The organism is Anaerovibrio sp. (genome assembly GCF_045637405.1).
Lineage (GTDB): Bacteria > Bacillota > Negativicutes > Selenomonadales > Selenomonadaceae > Anaerovibrio.
In genome coordinates this window covers 1-26,287 of sequence record NZ_JAZTZI010000038.1, presented here as the reverse complement: position 1 = coordinate 26,287, position 26,287 = coordinate 1, and the positions used below count along the sequence as shown (strand labels likewise).

Below are 26,287 nucleotides of genomic sequence, written 5' to 3'. Positions count from 1 at the left end.
ACAGTCTGAGACCTCCATTGCTAATATGGAGGTCTTTTTACATTACATAAGCTGCTTTCTATATATCATGCGATATTTTTTACAATCCAGGCCAGTAAATGCTCTTCCACCCTACAGCCAATATGCTGTGCGATTTTTTTTGTATCATCATGGGCATTGGCCGGAGCTACACCAATATCTGCGGCAACCAACATTTCATTATCGTTGAGATAATCACCACAAGCGATGATCTCTACCCCCGGCAGCTGTTCTCTGATAAAGGAAAGCATAGAGCCCTTGGAAACATCCTTGGCTACAAACTCGTAGTAATTATCCTCAGAGTAAAAGCCGTTGGCCAGCTCAGCCACTCCCATTTTTTCCGCCAAAGCCACATATTTTTCCAAATGCTCATGCTTATCACAAGCAAAAAATTTCAGCCATGGTGTCTTTACAGTATCCGTAAGCTTTGACAAATCAGTATGGCCATAGCTGTAAAACTCATTAGGCAACCGCGGGTCATCATTGGCCTCCGGTGTAATAATGTGACAGTTTTCGGCAGTATAAACCTCCAAGCAGGCCTCAGGAAATTCCTTTATGGCCTGCCGGGCAAACTGTGGCCACAGCTTCTTGCCATCACTGTCCGTCAATGGCAGGGTTTTTACCACCTTTTTCTGTTTCCAATCATAAAGCATAGCACCATTAAAGAACACCGAAGGAGCATTGATAGACAGCCCCTTCACATAACCGGCAGCCGCTTCCGGTGTACGTCCAGTGGCGATGGCAAAGTGACCACCACCTTTAACAAATTCTCCAATAGCAGCCTTATTTTCTGGTGAAATCACTCCACCACGGGGAATTAAGGTACCATCCAAATCGGAAATAATCATTTTTCCTGTATATTTTCCCATAATCACAACTCCTTACAGCTTAATGCCCACCGTTATTTCCTGCATAAACGCCTTAGGCGTTGTATGAAGGTACTTCTTAAAGGCCTGGGTGAAATTTTTGTAGTCGCCAAAGCCCGTCTGCTCTGCCACCTCATAGACTTTCCAGGTACCAGCCTGGAGCATTTCTATAGCCTGTTGTAGCCGATATTGAGTTAAAAGACCACCAAAGGTCAGCCCCGTTTCTTCCTTCAGCTTCCGCGAAAGATAGCTAAAGGATACACCCAGCTCTTCTGCTATAGTCTCACCACTCAGGCGCCCCTGAAAACCCTCTTCAATCCGTTTCAAAACCTTTTGAACATAAGGGTTACCAGTATGATATGCCGCCCGCAGGCCCTCATCCCAGGATAATCCCTCACTTTTCTGAATTTCCCGATGTCCATCAATTTTAGCCAACGCATTATTTAAGTCCTCCTCATTAACGGGTTTAAGGAGATAGTCTGTAACATCCAGCTGTAATGCCCGCTGGGCGTAGGAAAAATCAGCATAACTGGTGAGATAAATTATTTTGGCAGGATTGGCTGCAGCCTTTAACGCTTCTGTCATGGCAATGCCATCCATCACCGGCATTTTTATATCCGTTAGTATCACATCCGGTTTAGTAGCCTTTATAACCTCCAGGGCCTCTTTGCCATTAGCTGCCTCGCCCACCACCTTGGCTCCCATTTTCAGCCAGTCAATGGTACACACCAGTCCACGACGTATTATTTCTTCATCTTCCACAATAACCAGTTTAAGCATTTTTCTGCTCCTTTTTCGTCATTGGCAGACTAAGATGGATTTCCGTACCACCATCCTGTGGACAGCTAACCTCTAAACCATAATCCATACCATAAATCAGCTGCAAACGACGCTGTACATTAAACAGTCCCCAATGTCCTGTATCATTTTCACTGCTGGCCAAAAGATTTCGTAGCTTGGTTAGCTTCTCCTCATCCATGCCCTGACCAGCATCCTTCACTAATACATGTAACTGCCCGTCTGAAATCTTTACCTGAAAGTTAATCCTTAATTTACCACATTCATCCTCACCATATTTAATGGCATTTTCCAATAATGGCTGAAAGAGCAGCTTTGGAATAGCGGCTGAACGGGCTGCCTGTTCAATATTGGCATTAAACTCCAACCGACTGCCAAAGCGATACTGTTGGATTTTTATATAGCTTTCCAAATACTTTATATCCTCCTGAAGCTCCACCTGCTGTCCGCTACTGGTTATACTGTACCGCAGCAAAGTTGACAGGGCCATAATCATCTCTGTAGCCGCCCCGGGATCCAAGCGCACCATGAACTTAATATTTTCCAAGGTGTTAAAAAGAAAATGCGGATTAAACTGTGATTCCAATTCACGCAGTTCTGCAATGACAGTTAAATCATCTATGGCCTGACTGGTCATCTTGGTTTCCTGGGCAATGCTGCGCAAAATCAAAGGCACCATGAACAGTACAGCCAATAAAATTGCCCCCGCTCCTATAGCATAACGCATCAGCAGGTCTGAAACCTTCGATACAGACTGGAGCCGATAGCTCTCACCGCCAAAATCTATATCCTGCTGGGAGACATAGTAAATGCCCTTGTTAGTAGACACAAGGCCATTTCGCTTTTTGGCAAAATCCCCTTGAATCTTACGATGGTCTACTACCTCATCAGCTGCTTTTACCAACCGGGCATTGTCCAGCTTATCTGATAAAATTATGCCTGACCTGCCATCACCCACCAGCTGCTGCAAATACTCAGCCTGCAAAATATAAACCAAAAAGCCTGCCACCTGCCCATTGATACAAACTGCCTGACCACACACTAAATCCTGTCCATCGGATTGCAGCAAGAATTCATGCTTTGGCACTCCAGGATGATCGGCAAGTCGTGACCATATCCCCCAGTCACGTTCCACGGGAAGGAAATTAGATGGCAGCTTATCCTTGCTGCCCAGAATAATCCACCCCTTGGTATCCAACAAGTAAAACTCTACCCCACGATAGCTGGTATCAGAATAGAGTCTGGCAAAAGCCTCTGACCGTAACCCCTTATCGCTTTCCCAAAGAGACAGATCCGGCACAGTCCCCAAAAATTCAGCTTCCACCTTAGAACGGTGCAAAAATTCCTGACTGATATTGGACAGAACATCTGCCGCCAGCTCCCGAGCCTCATGATTCACCCGTATAACTGCGTACCGCCAGCTATCCAGCATTAACAGCGACCCCAGAAATACCATTATCAAAACCGGTACCAAAGCATACCAGGCCAAAGTCCGCTGCAGACGGGATTCAAAATAACGGTGCATGAAGGGCCGCTCCTTTCGTCAAAACTTACTACTATATTATAACGCCATTGTTCCAATTTATAAATACAAGACAATAGCGTGAAAAACCAATTGTCGGAAGAAAACATCCTTTGGTTTCCCACGCTATGTAAAGAGTCTAATTACTGCACGCTGGTGAAGATATCTCTGAACTTATCCAGCCATGCTTTCTTGTTCTTGTTTACTACTTCCTCGTCATCAGTGATTGACTTAATCTCAGCTTTTGGCAGCAGACCTACAGGTGCATCTACGTCATCGCGAACACTACGGCGATGCAGCTTCTGAGTAATCAGGGTCTGAGCCTTCTTGCTGGTAATGAAATCGATGAACTTCTTAGCATTTTCCATGTGCTTAGCATTCTTGATGATATAGATACCATCTGGCTTGGAAATAACGCCTTCCTTCATGTAAACCAGCTTTACTGGTGCGCCATCAGCAACGTATTTTGCGCCACCTTCTTCAAAGGTAAGACCTACAGCATATTCACCATCAGCTACGCCTTTGTATACAGCAGAGGAACCGGACAGCAGCTTGCCATCGAGATTCTTGGACAACTTGGTCACATAATCCCAACCATTGTCAGGGTTGCCATTGCCCATAGCATAGAGCATGTTGATCAGATGCTCATAGGAAGAAGAAGATTTAGATGGATCAGCAAAAGCGATTCTGCCCTTGAGAGCTGGATTCAGCAAATCCTCATAGCCTTCTACCTTTACATCGCCAATCAGGTTAGTGTTAATCATGATAACACTTGGAATATCGGTGAAACGGGTAATGGAGCCTTCCACATTCTTGAAATCCTTCTGAATATGGTCTTCATTAACGGAACGATATTCCTCAAAGAGAGCAGCCTTAGGCTTTACAGTGGAAAGAGAACCGCCCCAGAAGATATCGGCCAATGGATTTGCTTTTTCCGATTCCACACGTTTCAAAAGCTCACCAGTACCAGCGGCAACTACCTCAACCTTTACACCGCTTTCCTTCTCAAACTCTTCCACCAATGGGTTGATAAAGGCCAGCGGATGTGGGCAGTAAATAACGACTTTGTTTTCGTCACTACCAGCGGCTTTATCCGCTTCCTTTTTGTCACCACCGCCGCAACCGGCAAAGCAGGTGATGAGCATCGCCGCACCAATCAGCACGGCAATCAGTTTTTTCAGCTTCATAATGAAACCTCCCTTAAAAAAAGTTATAGCGCTATAACGCCATTGTTCATGTTTTGCATCGCAAAACCTCCCAGTAGCGTTTCGACGGGTTCATCCCGTCATAACGTAACATCCCGGCGGCCGGATACCTTGAAGAAGATAACCATGGCCGTGATGGTCGTTATCGTAAGGATAGTAGACAGAGCCGCTGCTGTACCATAGCTGGCACGAATAACCTCGGTATAAATGGCAACCGACATGGTTTTAGTGGCTCCGGTAAAGAGGATAACCGAAGAACTCAATTCGTTAATAGCCGTAATCCAGGAAATAATCGCTCCACTCATTACACCTGGCAACATCATAACTGCCGTTACCTTGAAGAAGGTTTTTAGCGGTGAAGCCCCCAAGCTTATGGATGCCTCCTCCAGACTCGGGCTCAGCTGATAAAGAATTGCCGAACTGGAACGAAGGGTATATGGCAAACGACGGATAACCAATGAAATGATGATAATAAGCGCCGTGCCTGACAGAAGCATAGGGTCATCATTAAAGGCCAGAAGTAAAGTAATACCCAGTACAGAGCCTGGAATGATATAAGGGAACATGGTCAGGGTATCGATGATATCAGTCAACCAGCTCTTTTTGCGGGTTGTCAGATAAGCCACCGTCATGCCCAGGAACACAATCACAGCCATAGCTGCGGTACTAAAAATGTAGGTGTTGCTGATAGCCGTTCCCAGTGAACCGAAAATCGTACGATAGCTGTCCAATGAATAACCATCCACAAAAATAGCACCGTTAGTTTTGAGGAACGATGTGTAGATAACTACCAGCTGAGGAATCATGGATAATGCCACCAGCAGATAGATACACAGATGCATAACCACATTCTTGATGCCCTTCATTTCTCCCACAGGCAAAGGCCGCAGGGAGCTCATGGTGAAGGATTTCTTATTTACTACATATTTCTGCAGCATAAAGATGGTGGATGTAATCAATACCATAATAGCAGCCATAGCCGCTGCAAAGTTAGCCTGATCACCAACCTCGTTGATAAACTCCGAATAAATCATAACCGGCATAACATTGAAGCCTTCACCAATCAGCATTGGTGTACCAAAGTCTGCCATAGCATTCATAAATACCATCAAGGCGCCAGCGAGAATAGTAGGCGTAATCAATGGCAGCATAATGGTAACCACTTTTTTGATGCCACTGCAGCCCAAGCTCTCTGCTGCTTCAATCAAGGCTGAGTCGATATTTTTCATAGCTCCGGCAACATAGAGATAAATGAAAGGATATAGCTTCAAGGTAAGAACCAGCAATATCCCGGCAAATCCGTAAATTGATGGGAAATCTATACCCATTCCTGCCATCCACTGGGTCAAAATACCACTGCGGCCACCAATCAAAATCCAGGAATAAGCTCCGATAAATGGTGGTGAAAGCAGAGAAATTATGATGCAGATTTCTACAATATTCTTGCCCCGGACCTTAAACAGAGTCATAAAATAGGCCAAGGCCGTACCGATAATTACCGCCAACACCGTCACACAGGTAGTGACGCTGAAGCTGTTAATCATGGATTGGTAATAATACTTCCTTTCAAAGAAGTGGGTGAAGTTCTCCATGGTGAACACCCCGGTGGTAGCATCCTGAAATGCACTGAGGAACAGGGAGAACAACGGATATATCAGAAACAGTCCGAAAATGACAATGGAAAGCAGAGTAACCCACGCCCAGAAGTCCCATTGGAATTTCTTATTCATTTTCCACCACACCTTCCATCAGGCTCTTGCTGCCATCTGCACGGAATACATTAATCTTGGCGGCATTAGGCTTCAGATACACTGTATCGCCGATTTCCAGAACCTTTTCTGCGTGTCCCAAATCCTGACTATATTCAATAGCAGGCTGGTCAGGAACCAGCATATCATCTGGGAAATCAAGTCCATAAGTAATATATTTACCCAAGAAAACCTTGGTTTTAATCTTACATTTTATGCCCTGACCTTCACCGCAGATGGAAAATTCTTCCGGACGTATGGCAATCGTAACATCATCACCAATTTTTCCTTCTTCGCCAAGGGTAGTCATAGGAAGGACAAAACCATCCGCAAAAACTACTGCTTTACCACCATTAGCTTCTTCTATACGGCCTTTAAACAGATTGGAATGACCGATAAAGGTAGCTACAAACACATTGTAAGGTCGTGTATAGATGGTATGTGGCCGGCCAGTCTGCTGAATCACACCCTTCTTCATAACTGCAATTCTATCAGAAATTGCCAGGGCTTCTTCCTGATCATGGGTTACATAAACAGTTGTAATGCCAACCTGTTTCTGTACCTCCCGGATAGCCGAGCGCATCTCCACACGCAACTTGGCATCCAGATTGGACAGAGGCTCATCCATCAGCAGCACGCTAGGATGAATAACGATGGCACGGGCAAGTGCTACACGCTGCTGCTGGCCACCGGACAATCGCTCAGGAAGTCTGTCCTGATACTCCGTAATCTGCACTACATCGAGAATCTTGTCCACTTTGGTCTTCATCTCATCCTTTGGCATATTGCGAAGCTTTAAACCATACTCCACATTTTCACGCACAGTGAGATGTGGGAAAATAGCATAGCTCTGAAATACCATACCAATATTTCTCTTGTGAGCCGGAATATCATTAATTACCTGATCATTGAAGCGAATCTGGCCCCCCTCAATACTGTTAAATCCTGCAATCATACGCAAAAGCGTGGTCTTGCCACAGCCCGAAGGGCCCAATAAGGTGAAAAACTCCCCGTTTTTAATGTTTTGGGTCAGCTGGGGTATAATTGTCAAATCCCCATAACGCTTAACCACTTTATCTGCCGTGATGGCAACACTCATTGCCCTCTCCTCCATTCGTATTATCTATTATTTGGTATCTTTATACATATTTTATCGTCGGCAATAATAGTAAACAAGCCAAAATATTATACAATTGTCAGAAAAATTGAACTTTGTATGAAAATTTAGTAAACTTTGACATTTTTTACAATAAAAAAACACGACTGAAAAGCTGTACTAAACTTCTCAGTCGCGTCTTATCTGTTAGGATAGACTAATTTAGTTATTTCATTGGCCATGTTTTGCAAGCTGACCTGTCGTTCCACGGCACCCATATTAAAGGCTGCCTTAGGCATACCATATACCACACAGGAGGCCTCATCCTGTCCTAGGGTACGGGCACCGGCCCGGCGCATTTCCAATAGCTTGGCTGCCCCATCAACACCCATCCCGGTGAGAATTACCCCCACCGCTTTATTGCCAATAACTTTGGCCACAGATTCAAAAAGCACATCTGCCGATGATAATACGCCATGAATCCGTTCACCAGCTTTGCAGTGAATACATATAGACCCCGGTGAGCCTGTGATGGACATGTGCTTATCACCAGGAGCTATATAAATTGTATTTGGCTTGGCGTATTCACCTTCCACAGCTTCCTTTACTGTCAGCTCACACTCCCTGTCCAAACGGGCAGCAAACAGCTTGGAGAAAGTAGCACTAATATGCTGTACCACCATAACAGGTGGCAGAGGTGCCTTCAGCCTTGACAGGATTTCAGACAATGCTTCCGTACCGCCAGTAGATGACCCTATAGCTATAAGGCTGCACCAGGTCGCTGTGGGAGCTGAGGTGTATGATTCTTTTTTCTCGATTTTTTTAGTTGCAAACAAGAAATCACATCCTTGGAATTAACTGCAAACAATAAGTGAATCAAACATCATTTATCTCCCATGGAACCTAACTGCATAATGGTCTCCTCTATCTTTTCTCTGTTGGTATTTTCTTTGGAGAAAATGAGATTTAAAATGCCAAGAAGCCTTTCACCATCCTGATGAATAGTATCCATATATTCACTGATATCCTCATGTCGAACAGCAGCTTCCCTGGCTGCCTTGGACTGCGCTATGATATTCAGTAATGGACCCCGGGCAACATCATTTAATTGATGTCCCATGGCCTCTACAATTTTTCGTTCTTCTTCGTAAAGATTTTCCTCTGATTGGTGCTGCTTATCCATACTCTTAAAAGCCATAACAAGCTCATCATTGGAATCCAACACCTTCAAGACCTCGCACTGACCATAATGTATCTCATCATCAGTAAAGGTCCGGTAATTAAAGCTATAGGACATTTGACGAGAAAAAATTTTTCTCAGATTTGAAATGGTAAGTATTGGTTCAAATGCTCTTTGGTCCTCCTTGAACACCACACTTCTTACAAATCGGTAGATATGGTTTTCATAATCCCCACAAGCAAACTCGTCACCAAACTTATCCCGCACAAACCTTGCCATTCGATAGCTGCGAACCTGTCCCGTAGAAAGGTTAACATAATACACCCCTTGGTAGCTGTAGCATAAAGCATCAATAATCTTATAGCTAAGCTCCATCTCTGAACGGAGCTTCACGGTATTTGGATTATTGTCCCTAGCCACGGTATACCACCCCTTCATACTACACTACCTTTAATTATACAAGACTATGAATGTAAGTACAACATATAAAATTCAAGGGGATTTTATGCTAATAATTGTAATAGTCCATTAATTAGCTATTTACAGCCAAAACCTTATCTGGGGCTATAGTCTTATTTTTCCTATCATAATGTCCAATACCAAGAAATTCATCTTGGGCATAGACCCTAAGAAGTATATTATCCTGAGAACAAGAACCATCATCAAAGCTTCTGTCATCAGAGGAAAGACCATTACAAAAAGCTTTTCTGCGTTTAGGATTAATGTCATATCGCCTGATGTGGCCAATAAACTCCTCAGGATTAAGTAACGCACCCTCTCCCAGCTCCTGAATCTCTTCTACGGATACTGCCTCAGAGAGATGGAAATTCCCTACTGCTGTCCGCACCAGAAAAGACATGGTTGAGGGGATTCCCAAGGCCTGCCCCATATCCTGACACAAGGAGCGGATGTAAGTACCCTTGGAGCAATCTACATCAAAAAGCAATGTTCTTCTTTTATCATCCTTTTCAAGAAGACGCAGACTGTGAATCTCCACCTGTCTTGACGGGATATCCACCTTAATTCCCTGACGGAGCAAGTCACATGCCCGACGGCCATTAATCTTTATAGCGGAATGAGCTGGAGGTACCTGAATAATGTTCCCGGTGAAATTCCTAAACACTCTTTCCACCTGCTGTATGTCGGGCATATCGAATTCTTCTGCCCTTTCTGTAACCTTGCCTGTATCATCGCCGCTATCTGTTTCCACACCAAAGAGCATTTCTGCTCTATATGACTTGCTTACGTTATCAAGGTATTCTATCAAACGGGCTGCTTTGCCTACTGCTATAGGCAATACCCCGGCTGCTCCGGGATCAAGAGTACCCGCATGGCCAACATGCTTTTCATGGAGCACACGGCGTACCAGTCCCACAGCATCATGCGATGTCATTCCCGGTGGTTTAAGGAAATTAATAAAGCCTTCCATTCGTTGTAACATCCTTATTCTGCCAATGATTCTTCAATCGCTTTTAAAATATCCGTCTTGGCCTGATTAAATGACTTTTCAATAGTGCAGCCAGCCGCTCTTATATGACCGCCGCCTCCAAGGGATGCTGCTATTTTTGCCACATCAGTTTTCTTGGAACGCATACTTACGCGACAAACCTCAGGCTCCACAGCCTTTAAAAGTATTGCCACATCCACGCCATCAATTACCCTTACCTGATCGATGAATCCCTCGGTGGTATCCAAAGATTCGGTCAGCTCATGGTCAAGAAACAACCCCGCTACTTTACCATCAGCATGAAGCTCTATGGTCTGCAGAGCCTTTGCCATCCCCTGCACCACATCAAAATCCTTGGTTTCAATGGCCTCAGATATTTTTTCCGGTCGTACCCCGCATTCCAGCAACTCAGCGGCTGCCCGCATGGTATGGGAGGTGGTATTGGAGTATCTGAAATAGCCGGAATCTGTGGCCAAACCTGTATAAATAGCAGTGGCAGAGTTTATATCAAACTCTACCCCCAGCTCTTTCCCCAATTCATAAATAATCTCACAAGCAGCGGCACTATTAGCATTAAGGTAGAGAAAATCCGCCTTTTCATCATTAGTACGGTGATGATCAATATTTAATCTTGGAGCCTTGCACTTTTCAATTACACTGCCAATCCTGTCCAGACTGGCATCCAGAATAACCAGATAATCAGCCTCATAGCTTTCATTCACTGGCTTTTCAATAGTATCTATACCTGGAAGAATACTGAGGAATTTAGGCAGCTCATCATCAATAAGAACTCTTACCTTTTTCCCCAGCTTCTCCAGCATAAATTTTAAACCCAGACAGGAGCCAATGGCATCACCGTCTGGATTGACATGGGCTGTCAATACCAGGCTGTTGGCTGCCATCAGTTTGTCTGCTGTTTCCTTTAAAGAAATTATCATAGAATTATCCCTGCTCCTGCTCTTTTTCAATCTGCAAGAGCAGCTTCTGAATATGATCGCTGTAATCCAATGATTTGTCCAGAACAAATTTCAGTTCAGGAGTTACCCTCAATCGGATGCGATGTCCCACCTCACGTCGGATAAAGCCCAGAGAGCTGTTTAAACCATTCCAGGTATCCTCTATCTGCTTATCGTTGCCCATTATGCTAACAAACACCTTAGCAAGGCTAAGATCTCTGGTAACCTCCACCTGGGTAACAGTAACAAAGCCAATACGGGGATCCTTCAGCTCCTGCAGAATAATCTGGGAGATCTCCTGCTTCATAAGCTCCTGAATCTTTTCAATACGAAGCTGGCTCATATAAAACTTGCCCTCCTCTATTAGTCCTTGTTCACATCATTGATGTTGGTCTCAATTTCTTCCATGGTGTAGGCCTCAATAATATCGCCTTCACGGAAGTCGCTGTAATCCTTAATAGTAATACCGCACTCATAGCCGGCAGCCACTTCCTTAACTGCATCCTTGAAACGGCGCAGATCTTCCAGCTCACCATCGAATACCTCAATGTTGTCACGGACAATGCGAATCTTGGACTTGTTGGTAATCTTACCCTCAAGCACGTAAGAACCGGCTACCTTCAAGGTCTTGTTAAATACCATTACCTGACGGATTTCTACCTGTCCCTGAATAACTTCCTTAAACTTAGGAGCCAGCATTCCGGACATAGCATCCTTTACGTCGTTAAGTGCATCGTAGATTACACGGTAGGTACGAATATCAATATCCTCGCTTTCAGCAATGCGACGGGCATTGGCATCGGGACGGACATTGAAGGCAATAATAAGGGCATTGGACGCTGAAGCCAGCATAACATCGGACTCATTAACTGCACCTACACCGGAATGGATAATATTCACCCGAACTTCATCGTTCTTGTTAAGGCTCAGCAAGGAGCTATTAAGTGCCTCAACGGAGCCCTGAACATCTGCCTTAACCAAAATGTTAAGATCCTTCAGCTGACCCTCCTGAATCTGGTTAAACAGATCATCAAGAGACACCTTTCTTTTACTAATAAGCTCAGTACGATGCTTTTCAATACGCTTCTCAGCAATGGTACGGCAGAGCTTCTCTTCCAGAACTGCCAGCTCATCACCAGCGGATGGAACATCATTAAAACCAAGCACCTCAACCGGAACGGAAGGACCAGCCTTCTTCACATTCTCACCACGGTCATTCACCATGGCACGAACCTTACCATAGCAGGTACCGGCAATAATGGAATCACCAATATGGAGAGTACCATTCTGAACCAATACAGTTGCTACAGGGCCACGGCCCTTGTCCAGCTGTGCCTCGATGATAATACCACGGGCATCACGCTTAGGGTTGGCCTTCAGCTCCTGAACCTCAGCCACCAAAAGAATCATCTCCAGCAGCTCATCAATGTTCATACGCTTCTTGGCAGAAACCTCAACCATAATGGTATCTCCGCCGTAATCCTCGGAAACCAGGCCATGCTCCATGAGCTCGTTCTTAACCCGCATCGGATCAGCACCTGGCTTATCAATCTTGTTGATAGCAACGATAATTGGCACCTCAGCGGACTTGGCATGATTAATTGCCTCGATAGTCTGAGGCATAACACCATCGTCAGCTGCAACTACCAGAATAGCAATATCAGTAACCTGGGCACCACGGGCACGCATTGCAGTAAATGCCTCATGGCCCGGAGTATCCAGGAATACAATCTTCTTGCCCTGACACATAACCTGGTATGCACCGATATGCTGGGTAATACCACCAGCCTCTGTAGAAGTAACTGCAGAGCTGCGGATACAATCCAACAGTGAGGTCTTACCATGGTCTACATGACCCATTACAGTAACAACTGGTGGACGGATAACCAGAGACTTAGGATCGTCCTCGATCTCCGGAATCTCAGTAAGATCAACCTCCGGTGGAAGCTCCTCAACATTTACGCCGAACTCGGCAGCCACCAAGGAAGCAGTATCAAAGTCAATATCCTGGTTAATGGTAGCCATAACGCCCATCAACATCAGCTTCTTGATGATATCAGCGGCAGTACAGCTAATCTTGCTGGCGAGATCCTTTACAACAATGGTCTCTCCTACCTTGATATTCTTAGGACGGGCAATCTCCATCTTTGGAGCCGGCTGCTGATTCTTGTTGTTGCGGTTGTTCTTGTTGCCGCGGAAATTCTTGCCGTTGCGATTATTGTTATTGTTAAAGCCGCCGCCATTCTTAAAGTTGTTATTTCTGTTGTTCTTGTTGCGATCCTTACCATTGCGGATATGATCATTATGCTCCATACGGTCATTACGCTCCATACGATTATTTCTTTCATTTCTGTTGCGGTCATTACGGTCATTGCGATCATTATGGCCGCCTTCGTTCATTACAGGCATCTGCTTGCTCATATGTCCACCAGACTTCCTGCCCTGCTGTGAACGGTTATCATAACCGCCCTCATTACGATTACGCTCAAAGGCACTCTGTCCACCGCTATTCTTGCGTTCACCATTGTTACGGTTGCGGTCAAAATTACGGTTGTTGTGACTGCCGTTATTATTTACTGGACGTGGTGCACTGAAACCGCCGTTTTTCTTGGCTGGAGCCTCGCCATGCTTGGAGTCATGAGGCTTTTTCTGCTCTGGCTTATGCTCAGCTCTCTGATCCGGCCTATGTTCATGCTTCTGCTCAGGAGCCTTGGCCTTTTCAGGCTGCTGCGGCTTCTTTGGTGCTTCAGCCTTTTTAGGTGCTTCAGCCTTTTTAGGTACCTCAGTTTTTTTCGGTGCAGAGGAACCCTTTAATGCGTCAAGCACCAGCTTCTTCTCACTGTCACTGATGGAACTGGAATGCTTTTTCCCGGAAATGTTATTTCGCTCTAATATTTCAATAATCTTCTTGTTCTCTGTATTTATTTCTTTTGCAAATTCATGTATTCTCATCAATCCACCCCCGAATGACTATCTGTCTTCAAAGAGTTTGGATAAAGCATCTGCAAAGCCCTTATCCATTATGGCAGCCACCGCCCGGAAATCCTTCCCTATACAGTGGCCAAGTTCTTCTCTGTCAAATAGATAATATACGTTTATTTCTGCATCATCCGCCATACGCTGATAATTTTTCTTTGTTTCCTCAGAGGCATCCTCAGCCACAATCATCAGCAAGGCTTTTCGTCCTTGTACTGCCTTCGTTACGGCAAAATCACCGGAAACCACCTTATTGGCCCGCTGTGCCATACTAAGCAAATTCAATATTTTCGTCTTATTCATAATTTATTTAAAAAGCTGTTCTCTCAGCTCATCAAAAATATTTTTATCTACCGTACACTTAAATGAACGGTCAAAGCGATGTTCCTTAATGGCCTTGTCAAAGCATTCTTTATTATTGCAGATATATGCTCCCCGGCCTGCCTTCTTTCCGGTAAGGTCCACGGAAAAATCCCCCTCCGGGCTGCGTACAATTCGTACCAGCTCCTTCTTGGGACGCTGCTCCTGACAGCCTATGCAAAGTCTGGTTGGAATTTTCTTTACTGTTGCCATATCTGTCACCCTTACTTCTCTTACTCTTCTTCAGAATCGAACTCATCATCTGCGAAAACATCAAGGTTAAGCTCCTCAGTGTCTTCCTCATCATCAAAGCCAAACTCCTCAGCCTGGGATTCACTCTTAATGTCGATTTTCCAGCCAGTAAGCTTAGCAGCAAGGCGGGCATTTTGGCCTTCCTTGCCGATAGCAAGGGAAAGCTGATAATCAGGAACGATTACACGGGAAAGCTTTTCCTCCTCGTTGATAGCTACAGATACAACCTTTGCTGGACTAAGTGCATTGGCTATCAGTTGTACTGGATCTTCACTCCACTTAACGATATCGATTTTTTCATTTCTCAGTTCTTCAACGATGGACTGAACGCGGGTTCCGCGAGGTCCTACACAGGAGCCTACAGCATCGATATTTTCGTCTGCTGCATAAACGGCAATCTTGGAACGCATACCAGGCTCACGGGCAACGGATTTAATCTCCACATCACCGCTCTGAATCTCAGGAACCTCCAGCTCAAAGAGGCGCTTCAAAAGGCCTGGATGAGTACGTGATACCAAAACCTGCGGTCCCTTATTGGTATTCTTAACCTCGATAATAAGAGCCTTAATACGGTCGTTAGGAGCGTAGACCTCATGAGGAATCTGCTCGCTGGCTCCGAGAATTGCCTCAGTTTTACCAAGGTCAATATATACATTCTTGTTCTCTACACGCTGTACCACACCTGTAATAATATCGTTGGCACGGTTTACATATTCACTGAAGATAATACCTCTCTCAGCCTCGCGAATAGCCTGTACAACTACCTGCTTTGCATTCTGTGCCGCAATACGTCCGAAGTTTGCAGGAGTAACCTCCTCCTCCAGAGTATCACCTACAGCATAATCTGCGGATTTCTGCTGAGCCATTCCCAGAGAAATCTGAGTAACAGGATTTTCAACCTCATCCACTACTTCTTTAATTGCATATACATGATATTCGCCAGTCTGACGATCAAGACTTACACGGCAGTTAGCCTCGTTATTGTAGTTCTTCTTGTAGGCAGAAGCCAATGCCTTGTCAATTGCATCAAACAGGATTTCCGGCGCAATGCCCTTTTCCTTTCCTAAAACCTCAACTGCCTCCATAAAGCCTGTATCAGCCACTGCTGCAGACTTGCTCTTCTTCAATTTGGTAGCCACTAAAAAACCTCCTAAAAATCTATATGTAAACGAACCTGAGCAACATTGTCCATTGGAATTACCTGCTCGTCGATGGTCACATTATCTCCATCATAGCCGTTCAATACACCTACTAATACCTTGTTGCCGTCCACTGCGACATACAGGCTAACATCAACCTTCTTGCCCTGTTCCCGTCTGAAATCCTTTTCCTTCTTCAGCTCACGGTCAAGGCCCGGAGAAGAAACCTCCAGCATATATGCACCCTTGATAACATCCTTTTCATCGAGGATATCACCAAGACGGCCACTTAACTCCTGGCAATCATCTAATTCAATGCCGCCTTCTTTATCAATAAACACTCTCAGATACCAGTCTTTTTCACGGACGTATTCAACCGCCACGAGCTCAATATTGGTACCCTCAAGAAGCTCTTCAACAATTTTTTCCACTGTGTCTTCTATAAGTTTGCTCATACACGTTCCCCCTTTTCATATTCATTTTTAATCTTAAACATAAGACAAAAGAGCGGGTTTGCACCCACTCTTTAATAATCAACTCACTATTTAAAGATATTTTAGCACAGCCTAAGCCTTTTGTAAACACATTCTACAGTATTTTTTGCTTTATTGCAAACCATTCTGTAAGCTTATGCTTAATTGCCAAAATCGGCGAACGGAACATCATCTTTGGTCCACTGTACCGCATTATCATCCTTATGCGTTCCCGACGATTAGGAGCATAGCAATGGGTGTTACAGGCACTGCAAAAGGTCTTTTCACCCATTCTGGGACAAACTGCCACCCTTTTTTTCACATAGTCAAGAAGATCCTGACATTCATGACAAAGATGAACACCATCCGTTTTGTGGATATCACGACAAAAAATACTAATCATTTCAGTCACAGTTGCCAGTTCTTGCTCTCTTTTATGCTGTACCTTGTCCATAACTGCACCTCCCATGACTGAACTTTAAAACCTGTCGTACCTTATTGTACCCTAATTACAACAAGTTGTTTAGACATGGAAGGGAATTCTAACTGAAGTTTAATTTTTTAATCCGTTCTTAATTTTAAATATCCTTATTTCCCAGCACCCAATATTTCCCGATCGTAATCCTTGTCATCAAAGATTCGTGGGCGCAGCTTATTAAAGCTGCGTGAAATGATACTCTTTGACGGATCAAAATCAGCGGTATGGATATCGGCTATATCCAACACAGTATGAATCATGTCATCCGTCATATATGGATTCGCAATAGCCTCTTGAATGAGAGCCCATTTCTCAGGGTGATTCTGCTTAAACTTTTCGGAAGCCCACATAATAAGCGGCACTTCTATCATATGACGGCTTGGATTTTCTTCAATATGACCGTTGACACCACCCTCATCATATACAGCCTCACCATGGTCAGGAAGATATATTACGATGGTATCGGAATTGGTCTCACGGAATTTATCAATAATACCGCTGACAATATAATCGTTATAGAACAGGGCATTGTCGTACTGGGCGATAACCTGCTTTTGATCATCATTATAGCCCGGTAATGTTATGCTGCTCTCATTGAATTTGGCAAATTCAAAAGGATAACGATTATAATAGGCCAAATGAGCGCCCATTAAATGTACCACAAAGAAATTCTTGTTGCTGTCGCCTATACCGGCGATGGCATTATCCACCAGCGGGAACAGCTCACCATCCACCCGGCCCTCGTCCTCCTTGGAGTCACGAATCTGGGTATAGTGACTGACATTACTGTGGGCCGCATAAATCTGGGCCACATTACCCCAAATGCCGGAGCTTTCCTGATTGGATAACCAATGAGTCTTATAGCCCGCCGCATTCATTATATCAATAAGATTGTTATACTCATACCATGGTTTATCCGATTCATGATCGCAGAAGGTAAAAATCTTACTTAGTGAAGCCACTGTGGTTGAATGGGCACTAACCACATCCTTAAAGAAAACGATTTCCCCTTTTTTGAACAGTTCATCCAGATTAGGGGTATTTTCCATCTGATAACCGTAAAGGTGCATGTGGTTACGATTGGTAGACTCACCTAAAATAAACACGATATTGGTAATATGTCCTTCATTTTTGGTAAGATGTATATCCACATCCAGCTTGGCCTGCAGCTCCTGATAAGCCACATGGTTCTTCCATGCCGTGCTGGTAGCTCCCATAAGCCGGGTCAGCGGCGTAAGGTTATCTCCACCGAACATCATGCCAGGATAAGCAAAGCACATATAAATGGCATAAGAGGAGGATAAAGCCAAAACAATCCCGGCAATCACCTTCTGGGACACGGCATCTGCCTCCAGCTTGTGCCATGGCTTATATTTCACCAGGCAATACATTACAGTGATTATGACAACAGCCAAAAGACCGCCTTCAACTCCCACAAAGGTATTAATGAACTCGGCAGATTCCTCAGGATTAGTCTCAAAAAGAGAATTGATTGTACCTACGCCTGTCAGGGCACCATACTGATAAAGCACAAAGGCCTCGATGACAAAAGCGGCAAAAAGCAATGCCACTAAAATATAGCGTATTATTTTACTGGCCTTGGGAACAAACAGCCATTTCGTAATAAAAGTGGCAATAAGTGCTACCAACAGTCCTGTAAAAGCCATGGACATAACCAGATCTGTCTTGCCCATCATGCCCCACTTAATAACCTGTGTAGAACAGCTTAAAAGCCAGAAAAGCATAAACCAGCCAAAATCCTCACGAACAAGGTCTGCTGTTTTTTGCAGAAAATCAGCTGCTTTATTTGAAAAAGAGTTTTTTTCCACCTGTCGCTCCTCCTCGTTACAATTGATCCATCATACGATGAGTCTGGGGAATAATACGCACATCCTTAAGGCTTTCCAAAGCCTGCTGCTGAAGCTCCAGCATCTGCTCCGGCAGTGCTGCCTCCACTCCATTAAGCGGTGTAACCGGCTGCAGGATAAGTAAAATATCAGGATCTACCCCAGCCACAAGGTCAATCGCCTTCTGATAATCATCCATGTTAATGTCACCAGATACCACCAGCTTTACATAAACATCCTTTTCCCTGGCAATTTCCAAAAAACGTCTATGAGCTTCCCAGTGGTCCTCACCAATGGCCTGAGGCATCTTAATATCCATACTGATAATATCCACCATATCAATAATCCGGGCCAATTTTTCAGGCAAAGTACCGTTGGTTTCCAGCATTACCTTGGTATTAACCATAGGCAAAAGCTCCTGAAGAAAAGCTGTATGAAGCAACGGCTCACCACCTGTGAAGCTAATTGCCTGATGCGGCAGCTCCATCACAAAGCGATTAATATATGCCGCCACCTCGGTGGGTTCCAACGGATTTATGGCATCATGGAATTTACGGGAACCCGGGAAGGTCTCCACTTCACACAGTGGATGGGTGCCCGCCTGATTTTCTGTGTCACAGTATTTACATTTTAAATTACAACCCTCAAAACGTACAAAGAGCTGACGGCAACCCACATAGCGCCCTTCACCCTGTACAGAGGAAAAAATTTCAATTAGATTAGCATTCATAACCCTATTTACCTTAATTTCCTTACTCCAAAGAGTATATCACAGAAGATTTAGGAGATTCCCAAACCTGAATGTGTTTCAGCTTTACGTTGTCGTCAAAGAACTCCGCCTTGGCCATTTCCTCGTAAATGTACTGGGCAAGATGTTCAGCAGTTGGATTATGACCCTCCGCAAAGGCCGGCAGCTCGTTTAAATACTGATGATCCAAAGTCTCCAGCAGATCACGGAGTCTGCCCTTAACCACCTTAAAATCCACAAGCATACCTAAATTATCCAGTTTTTTGCCAATAACAGCTGCCTCTACGGTCCAGCTATGGCCATGGAGTCTGTCACATTTTCCATTGTAGCCTGCAACTCTGTGAGCTGCTTCAAACTCAGCACTTACATGAATTTCAAACATCTTTTTTATCCTCCATCTAAATGGGAAACCCCTTCATTGCCAAACGCATCTGAAGGGGTGAATTTCATCATTTACGACCATCAATAAACTGGTCGTAGCTTACAGCCTGGGTATGCTTGGTATGTGCCCATTCATGCTCATTGCGGTGAATGAAGCCCAAGAATACGATTGGCAACCAGGAATAAATAAACACCTGATAAAGAGGTATATACAGCCATGCCTTCCACTTTGCCCTCATCTTAATGAGGATAATCATCGGCAGCAAATACTGGATAATTGTAATGGCTGTCATAAGATGGTTTGGCATAAAGGAATAAATACTGGTGTAAATCTGCTCACCATAAAATACCTGAATATAGCCCATGAGAATAAAGAAGGCGGTAAACATCAGGAAATACGGCTGAATCAGATACAGACAGCCATCCAGAATAGGAATGCTGCGCTGTTTAATGCCCTCCTTCAACAGCTTAGGAATAAAACGATGCGCCACATCAAACTGACCCTGGGCCCAACGCTTTCTCTGATACCAAGACTGCATAAAGGTAAGAGGCTTTTCATCATAAATAATGGCATCCACGGCCCAGGTGGTCTTAATGCCTTCCACCAATGACTTCATGGTAAATTCCATATCCTCTACCAGACAGTTGGCACGCCAGCCATGACGCTTCAAAACCTCGGTGGTAATACACATACCAGTACCACCCAACACAGCAGACAGGCCCAAATTGGTCTTTGCCTGATGAATGAGGTAATCAATAACCCAGAAGGAAAGGGCAAAAGTGGCGGAAACCCAGGAATCGTAAGGGTTCTTGGCATCCAAAAAGCCCTGAATAATCTTGGCTCCCTTCATGAGGTGATGATTCATTTCTATTAGGAACCGTGGATGAACCAGATTATCTGCATCAAAGATACAAACGGCATCATAAGGCTTCTCCATGTCCTTTTCCATATCAAAGAGCTTGGCAAACATCCAGTCAAGAGCATAACCCTTGGTCTTTCTTTCCGGATCAAAGCGCTCACAGACAATAGCCCCGGCCTCACGGGAAACCTTGGCAGTATCATCTGTACAGTTATCTGCAATTACATAAATATCATATAGCTCTTTAGGATAATCCAGCTCCTGAAGATTCTTTACAAGATGACCAACTACTGCCTGCTCATTATGGGCTGCAATCAAACAGGCAAACTTCTTCTCCGGGGTTGTAATTTTCTTCTCTCTAAAAACCACCAGACCAAAAAAACCGATAATAAAGAAATAAATAGTGAAACAAAACAGAAAAATCTGTAGTGGAATCATTATTATATCAAGTGGATAAAACATTAACTACTTTCTCCTTTTTGACAACAGCTATATTCCACTTACTTGCTGCCGGAAATAAGATTAATACTGTGATTTACAATACCAAAAATCGCATAGGACGCAAAAATGCCAAAGAGGACAGCATAACCAATCCCATCAATGCCCATCCACAGAATAGAGGCAAACACAGCTGCCGCAATCACCTTGGCAACGAGATTCATCTTCTCGCCGTCACCCTTAAAATCAGGATAATGCACAGTGCTGACCATAAGATACGCCACCACCATGACAATAACAGGATATGCGTAGGATATTTCATCCAAATTGTAGCCTACAGCATTAATAAGCAGTGTGGATGTAGCAATAAGACAGCCACCTGCCGGAATAGCCAGGCCCATGAAATATCCATGAACCACAGTGGTATTGACATTAAAACGTGCCAAACGCCACATACCACAAAGAGCAAAGAAAATTGCTGCAATGCAACCAAAAATACCGAAATCTGCCAGCTGAAGCTTGTATGCAAGCATAGCAGGAGCCGCACCAAAGGAAACCAGATCACACAAGGAATCCATTTCCTTACCCATTTCAGAGCTAACTCCAAGGGCACGGGCAGTTCTGCCGTCCAGTCCATCAGCCACCAACGCCAGCAAAATGCAAACAGCACCGAAGGTCAAATTACCATTGAACGTACACAAAATGGAAATCATTCCAAAAACAAGATTAGCTGAAGTAAACGCATTAGGAATTACAGATTTGCTCATTAGTCCTTAATCCTCCCCACAATGGTCTCTCCTCCATGAACCTTGTCACCCTTCTTCATAAGAACCTCTACGTTCTTAGGTACCACGATCTCAGTACATGAAGCAAATTTAATAAGACCGTATACATCGCCCTTCTCCATTTTATCGTCCAGGGTAACCCAGGAAACAATACGTCGGGCCAAAATGCCTGCAATCTGAGTTACAGTCACCTTTAATCTATCATTTTCAATGCCAATCATGTGGCGCTCATTCTCAAAGCCTACCTCATCCTTGTAAGCCGGCTTAAATCGACCGCAAACATATTTCTGGGTTTTGATTTCACCAGCAATAGGACTGCGGTTCACATGAACGCTGAAAATTGACAAGAAGATAATTACCTTTGTTCCAGGACCTTTCAAAAAGTCGTCGTACTCAACCTCCACCACATCCTGAACGGTTCCATCTGCTGGTGAAACTATGAGGTCCTCGTCTGCTGGGATAACACGGTCCGGATTTCTGAAAAAATATGTAAAGTATACTGCCAAAATTCCCGGTACCACTGCGCCTAATGGGCCCAGCAAAAGTCCAAGGAAGGCAGCAACGGCCAAGGCTCCGAAAATGAAAACGTATCCTTCTCTTACAATATGGAATTTACCCAAAATTTGCACCTCCTGATACGGCTTTTAAACTGGAGATATTATATCGCGATTATTCCAATTTTGCCATAGCAAAATATACCTTTTTCACGTTGCGACCCGATTCAAACCTCAACTGGGTCATAATACCAGCCCAAAGCCTTTGTCCATATATTATTTTTTGCTTCCCATAACTTTAAATACAAACTTTGGAAGTGCCATAAGGCGACCGATACGGCTAGGCTGCTTCAGACCGCGGAAAAGCCACTCCAGCTTCGCCTTCTGCATCCACAAAGGTGCCCGCTGCATAACACCGGCCATAACATCAAAGGAACCGCCAACGCCGATGGAAACCGGAACCTCCAGCTCCTCAAGATGAGCATACAGCCATTTCTCCTGCTTTGGAACCCCCAGGGCCACAAACAAAATATCCGGCTTGGCTGCCTTTATATCAGCAATAATCTGTGGCTCGTCATCGGCTGTAAAGAAACCATTACGGGTTCCTACTATACTAATACCAGGATACCACTCCTCAGCCTTTTTCTTGGCCATATCCGCCACCCCTGGGGCAGAGCCAAAGAAGTAAATCCGCTGATTCTTCTTTGGAGCCAGCTTCATCAGCTCCTGGGACAAGTCATATCCAGCCACACGCTCAGGCATTGGATGGCCAAGATAGCCTGCAGCCCATACGGTTCCTGCGCCATCCGGCACCACCAGATCAGCCGCATTTAATATTGTCATCAGCTCCTCATCATAGGTAGCCCGCATTATCATTTCAGCATTTGCAGTGGCAATAAGGGTACTCTCCCCCTTTTCAATGAAGCCCTGAACAGTTTCAACTGCCTGCCCCATAGTAGGGGAATCCACCTTTACACCTAGTATGTCAACTTTATCAAAAGACATGATTGCCTCCTAAATTCAAAAATACAAATTTCATTGTAACACAAAAGTGTAAAGAAGGCCATAGAAAACATAAGAAAAGGGACCGCTTTGCAGTCAGCCCCTTATACATAATCAACTAAATATATTAGTCTTCCTTAATCTTTTTCTTTACATGGGTGCGGATGGAAAGCTCCTTCAGCTGCTTCTCATCAACCTCAGAAGGTGCCTGTGACATAACATCGGATGCACTCTGAGTCTTAGGGAATGCGATTACGTCACGGATAGACTTTCTCTTAGCCATGAGCATAACAAGACGATCAAGACCGAATGCCAGACCACCATGAGGTGGAGCACCATACTTGAAGGCATCAAGCATGAAGCCGAACTTGTCATGAGCAGCCTCCGGAGTAAGACCGATAGCCTCGAATACCTTCTCCTGAAGATCATTCTGATAAATACGCAGGGAACCGCCACCGATTTCCACACCGTTAAGAACCATATCATAAGCAATGGCCTTAACCTTGCCTGGATCAGTGGTAAGATACTGAACATCCTCATCACGAGGTGCAGTGAATGGATGATGCATTGCCTTCCAGCGCTTATCCTCTTCGCTGTATTCAAACATAGGGAAATCAACTACCCACAGGAAGCTCAGCTTGTCCGGATCAATAAGGCCACGACGACGGGCCATCTCAAGACGGAGCTCACCAAGAGCCTGGGCAACAACCAATGGCTTGTCAGCAATAACTAACAGCAAATCGCCAGTCTTGGCACCAGTAGCCTTCTTAATTTCCTCAAAGGTTTCATCGGAGTAGAACTTCTTAAATGGAGACTTAACGCCTTCTTCAGTGTACTGAATCCAAGCCAACCCCTTTGCGCCATAGCCCTGAACATACTGTACAAGACCATCCAGCTCACGACGAGGAATGTTGGCATAATCCTCAACATTAATAACCTTAACCTGTCCGCCATTCTCCAGAACGGAAGCAAATACCTTGAAATCAGAGCCCTTAACATATTCGGAAATATCCATCAGCTCCATGCCAAAACGAAGATCTGGCTTATCAGAGCCATAACGCTCCATTGCCTCATCCCAGGTCATGCGCAGGAAAGGAGTAGGAATTTTTGTATCCAATGCCTTCTCGAAGATTTCACCCATCATGCCTTCCATCATAGTGAGAATGGTCTCCTGATCGATGAAGGACATCTCAATATCCAGCTGAGTGAACTCTGGCTGACGGTCAGCACGAAGGTCCTCATCACGGAAGCAGCGAACAATCTGGAAATACTTCTCAAAGCCGGAAAGCATGAGAATCTGCTTGTAAATCTGTGGAGACTGTGGCAGAGCATAGAACTCACCTGGATTCAAACGGCTTGGTACCAGGAAGTCACGGGCCCCCTCCGGAGTGGACTTACAAAGCATTGGAGTCTCAATTTCCAGGAAGCCATTACGATCAAAGTAATCACGCATAATCTTGGTTACGCGATGACGGAGCATAAGGCACTTCTGCATTTCCGGACGACGAAGGTCAAGATAACGATACTTCAGGCGAAGCATCTCGTCTACATCAATACCATCCTGAATGTAGAATGGAGGGGTCTTTGCCTTGTTGAGGATACGAAGCTCCTTAACCACAACCTCGATTTCACCAGTTGCCATATTAGGGTTAATGGTTTCCTCGCTGCGGGCACGAACATCGCCCTTTACAGCCAAAACGAACTCACTGCGGATAGTCTCAGCCTTGTGGAAAGCCTCCTCACCAATAGCAGCCTCATCAAATACGATCTGCACCAAACCGGAACGATCACGGAAGTCGATAAAAATCAGACCGCCATGGTCACGACGACGGGAAGCCCAGCCACAAAGAACGACCTCACTGCCAACGTTATCCTTACGCAGCTCACCGCAATGATGAGAACGCTTCAAACCTTCTAAAGTATCCATTTAATTCTTCACCTCATACAAATATTTTTTGGGTATTATTTATTTTAATTTACTAATAAGCTCATTTACAGGAACCTTTTCCTGTTCGCTGCCGGCCATATCACGAAGCATTACCACACCCTCGGAAAGCTCATCGTCACCCATGATGGTGGCGAATCTTGCTCCCAGCTTGTTAGCCTGCTTCATCTGTGCCTTCATACTGCGGCCAGCATAGTCAACTGCGGCACTATAGCCCGCATCACGGAGATCCATAACCAGCTTAAAGGCCTCCTCCTGTGCTGCCTCGCCCAAAGCTACCACATACACATCTACGCTGCGGTTCTTATCCGGCAACAAGCCCTGCTTTTCAAGGGCCAGAAGAACTCTTTCCAAACCAGTGGCGAATCCTACGGCAGGAGTAGGGTTGCCTCCCATTTCCTCAATAAGGCCATCATAACGGCCACCGCCTGCCACAGCACTCTGTGCCCCCAAAGGTGGGTACTTAACCTCAAAGGCAGTCTTGGTGTAATAATCAAGGCCACGAACCAGACGTGGGTCCAGGTCAAACTTAACACCAGCCTTGGTGAGATGCTTCTGCAGCTTTTGGAAATGGTCGGAGCACTCATCACAGAGACAGTCTGTAATCTTTGGTGCGTCCTTCATGTATGGCTTTTCCGCATCCTTTTTGCAATCCAGAATACGCATAGGCGCCCTGTCAAAACGGCTGCGGCAATCCTCGCAAAGATCATCCAGCTTGTCACGGAAGAAATCCTGAAGCATAGTGCGGTACTTGGCACGACAAGTCGGGCAGCCCACGGAATTAATATAAAGCTCCAAATCATTAAGGCCAAGGCCCTGAAGCAGCTTCATGGCCAAAAGAATAATCTCTGCATCCACAGCCGGATTGGATTCCCCAATGGCCTCCACACCAAACTGGTGAAATTCGCGCATTCGGCCAGCCTGAGGGCGGTCATAGCGGAACATGGAGCCAATATAAAACAACTTGGTCAGGGCATTTTCGGCATAGAGCTTATTCTGCAAATAGGCTCTTACGGCCGAGGCTGTATTCTCAGGACGCAGGGTAATACTTCTGTCACCTCTGTCAGTAAAGGTGTACATTTCCTTATCAACTACGTCAGTACCCTCACCTATACCACGCTGAAACAGCTCAGTGTGCTCAAACATAGGTGTTCTGATTTCCTGATAGCCAAACCGCTTACAAAGAGAGCGGATATTTTCTTCCACAAACAGCCAGTCACCGACGGTATCTGGCAGTATGTCCTTGGTGCCCCGTGGAGCATTTGTCAACATA

26 protein-coding genes are annotated in these 26,287 nt (G+C 44.9%); all 26 read right to left on the bottom strand.

Annotated features, from left to right (window positions below; genetic code table 11):
* Positions 1 to 65: 65 nt before the first annotated feature.
* On the bottom strand, positions 66 to 887 hold the full coding sequence (locus ACKI5G_RS03065) for an HAD-IIB family hydrolase (protein ID WP_407397543.1): 822 nt from the start codon (positions 885 to 887) through the stop codon (positions 66 to 68).
* Between the two features lie 12 nt (positions 888 to 899).
* Positions 900 to 1,664 carry a response regulator gene (locus tag ACKI5G_RS03060; RefSeq protein ID WP_407397541.1) on the bottom strand — a complete coding sequence of 255 codons (765 nt, stop codon included), beginning with the start codon at positions 1,662 to 1,664 and terminating at the stop codon, positions 900 to 902.
* Complete coding sequence (locus ACKI5G_RS03055) at positions 1,657 to 3,207, bottom strand: sensor histidine kinase (protein ID WP_407397539.1); 1,551 nt, start codon at positions 3,205 to 3,207, stop codon at positions 1,657 to 1,659. Before ACKI5G_RS03055 ends, ACKI5G_RS03060 begins: the two co-directional genes overlap by 8 nt.
* A 140-nt stretch (positions 3,208 to 3,347) precedes the next feature.
* Positions 3,348 to 4,391 (bottom strand): ABC transporter substrate-binding protein, encoded by a 1,044-nt coding sequence (locus ACKI5G_RS03050; RefSeq protein ID WP_407397537.1) that lies wholly within the window; start codon positions 4,389 to 4,391, stop codon positions 3,348 to 3,350.
* Between the two features lie 98 nt (positions 4,392 to 4,489).
* Positions 4,490 to 6,139 carry an ABC transporter permease gene (locus tag ACKI5G_RS03045; RefSeq protein WP_407397535.1) on the bottom strand — a complete coding sequence of 550 codons (1,650 nt, stop codon included), beginning with the start codon at positions 6,137 to 6,139 and terminating at the stop codon, positions 4,490 to 4,492.
* Positions 6,132 to 7,256 (bottom strand): ABC transporter ATP-binding protein, encoded by a 1,125-nt coding sequence (locus ACKI5G_RS03040; RefSeq protein ID WP_407397533.1) that lies wholly within the window; start codon positions 7,254 to 7,256, stop codon positions 6,132 to 6,134. Before ACKI5G_RS03040 ends, ACKI5G_RS03045 begins: the two co-directional genes overlap by 8 nt.
* A 197-nt stretch (positions 7,257 to 7,453) precedes the next feature.
* A complete protein-coding gene (locus ACKI5G_RS03035) occupies positions 7,454 to 8,089 on the bottom strand; it encodes a CheB methylesterase domain-containing protein (protein WP_407397531.1) in 636 nt (211 codons plus the stop codon).
* A gap of 47 nt (positions 8,090 to 8,136) precedes the next feature.
* Complete coding sequence (locus ACKI5G_RS03030; RefSeq protein WP_407397529.1) at positions 8,137 to 8,871, bottom strand: hypothetical protein; 735 nt, start codon at positions 8,869 to 8,871, stop codon at positions 8,137 to 8,139.
* Positions 8,872 to 8,965: 94 nt separating this feature from the next.
* Positions 8,966 to 9,862, bottom strand: coding sequence for a tRNA pseudouridine(55) synthase TruB (gene truB, locus ACKI5G_RS03025; RefSeq protein ID WP_407397527.1), 897 nt, complete (start codon positions 9,860 to 9,862; stop codon positions 8,966 to 8,968).
* A gap of 14 nt (positions 9,863 to 9,876) precedes the next feature.
* On the bottom strand, positions 9,877 to 10,818 hold the full coding sequence (locus ACKI5G_RS03020; RefSeq protein WP_407397525.1) for a DHH family phosphoesterase: 942 nt from the start codon (positions 10,816 to 10,818) through the stop codon (positions 9,877 to 9,879).
* Positions 10,819 to 10,822: 4 nt separating this feature from the next.
* The gene (rbfA, locus tag ACKI5G_RS03015; protein WP_407397523.1) at positions 10,823 to 11,179 is read right to left on the bottom strand and encodes a 30S ribosome-binding factor RbfA; all 357 of its coding nucleotides are present in this window, start codon (positions 11,177 to 11,179) and stop codon (positions 10,823 to 10,825) included.
* Between the two features lie 20 nt (positions 11,180 to 11,199).
* Positions 11,200 to 13,788, bottom strand: coding sequence for a translation initiation factor IF-2 (gene infB, locus ACKI5G_RS03010; protein ID WP_407397521.1), 2,589 nt, complete (start codon positions 13,786 to 13,788; stop codon positions 11,200 to 11,202).
* Between the two features lie 18 nt (positions 13,789 to 13,806).
* Entirely contained in the window at positions 13,807 to 14,097 is a 291-nt protein-coding gene (locus tag ACKI5G_RS03005; RefSeq protein WP_407397519.1) for a L7Ae/L30e/S12e/Gadd45 family ribosomal protein, read from the bottom strand.
* 21 nt (positions 14,098 to 14,118) lie between these two features.
* A complete protein-coding gene (gene rnpM / locus ACKI5G_RS03000) occupies positions 14,119 to 14,385 on the bottom strand; it encodes an RNase P modulator RnpM (protein WP_407397517.1) in 267 nt (88 codons plus the stop codon).
* A gap of 20 nt (positions 14,386 to 14,405) precedes the next feature.
* Positions 14,406 to 15,509, bottom strand: coding sequence for a transcription termination factor NusA (nusA, locus tag ACKI5G_RS02995; protein ID WP_407397545.1), 1,104 nt, complete (start codon positions 15,507 to 15,509; stop codon positions 14,406 to 14,408).
* A gap of 65 nt (positions 15,510 to 15,574) precedes the next feature.
* Positions 15,575 to 16,018: a ribosome maturation factor RimP gene (gene rimP, locus ACKI5G_RS02990; RefSeq protein ID WP_407397515.1), complete on the bottom strand. Its 444-nt coding sequence runs from the start codon at positions 16,016 to 16,018 to the stop codon at positions 15,575 to 15,577.
* A 133-nt stretch (positions 16,019 to 16,151) separates the two neighbouring features.
* Positions 16,152 to 16,490, bottom strand: coding sequence for a nitrous oxide-stimulated promoter family protein (locus ACKI5G_RS02985; RefSeq protein WP_407397513.1), 339 nt, complete (start codon positions 16,488 to 16,490; stop codon positions 16,152 to 16,154).
* A 134-nt stretch (positions 16,491 to 16,624) separates the two neighbouring features.
* Positions 16,625 to 18,343, bottom strand: a complete 1,719-nt coding sequence (locus ACKI5G_RS02980; RefSeq protein WP_407397511.1) for a sulfatase-like hydrolase/transferase — start codon at positions 18,341 to 18,343, stop codon at positions 16,625 to 16,627.
* Positions 18,344 to 18,359: 16 nt separating this feature from the next.
* The gene (locus ACKI5G_RS02975; protein WP_407397509.1) at positions 18,360 to 19,091 is read right to left on the bottom strand and encodes a 7-carboxy-7-deazaguanine synthase QueE; all 732 of its coding nucleotides are present in this window, start codon (positions 19,089 to 19,091) and stop codon (positions 18,360 to 18,362) included.
* 22 nt (positions 19,092 to 19,113) lie between these two features.
* A complete protein-coding gene (queD, locus tag ACKI5G_RS02970) occupies positions 19,114 to 19,491 on the bottom strand; it encodes a 6-carboxytetrahydropterin synthase QueD (RefSeq protein WP_407397507.1) in 378 nt (125 codons plus the stop codon).
* 67 nt (positions 19,492 to 19,558) lie between these two features.
* Positions 19,559 to 20,812 (bottom strand): glycosyltransferase family 2 protein, encoded by a 1,254-nt coding sequence (locus ACKI5G_RS02965; RefSeq protein WP_407397505.1) that lies wholly within the window; start codon positions 20,810 to 20,812, stop codon positions 19,559 to 19,561.
* A gap of 38 nt (positions 20,813 to 20,850) precedes the next feature.
* Positions 20,851 to 21,555, bottom strand: coding sequence for a CDP-diacylglycerol--serine O-phosphatidyltransferase (gene pssA / locus ACKI5G_RS02960; RefSeq protein ID WP_407397503.1), 705 nt, complete (start codon positions 21,553 to 21,555; stop codon positions 20,851 to 20,853).
* A complete protein-coding gene (locus ACKI5G_RS02955) occupies positions 21,555 to 22,193 on the bottom strand; it encodes a phosphatidylserine decarboxylase (RefSeq protein WP_407397501.1) in 639 nt (212 codons plus the stop codon). Before ACKI5G_RS02955 ends, pssA begins: the two co-directional genes overlap by 1 nt.
* Before the next feature lie 150 nt (positions 22,194 to 22,343).
* Positions 22,344 to 23,072, bottom strand: a complete 729-nt coding sequence (locus ACKI5G_RS02950) for a WecB/TagA/CpsF family glycosyltransferase (RefSeq protein ID WP_407397499.1) — start codon at positions 23,070 to 23,072, stop codon at positions 22,344 to 22,346.
* Between the two features lie 124 nt (positions 23,073 to 23,196).
* Complete coding sequence (gene aspS / locus ACKI5G_RS02945) at positions 23,197 to 24,996, bottom strand: aspartate--tRNA ligase (RefSeq protein WP_407397497.1); 1,800 nt, start codon at positions 24,994 to 24,996, stop codon at positions 23,197 to 23,199.
* A gap of 39 nt (positions 24,997 to 25,035) precedes the next feature.
* A complete protein-coding gene (hisS, locus tag ACKI5G_RS02940; RefSeq protein WP_407397495.1) occupies positions 25,036 to 26,286 on the bottom strand; it encodes a histidine--tRNA ligase in 1,251 nt (416 codons plus the stop codon).
* Position 26,287: the final 1 nt, after the last annotated feature.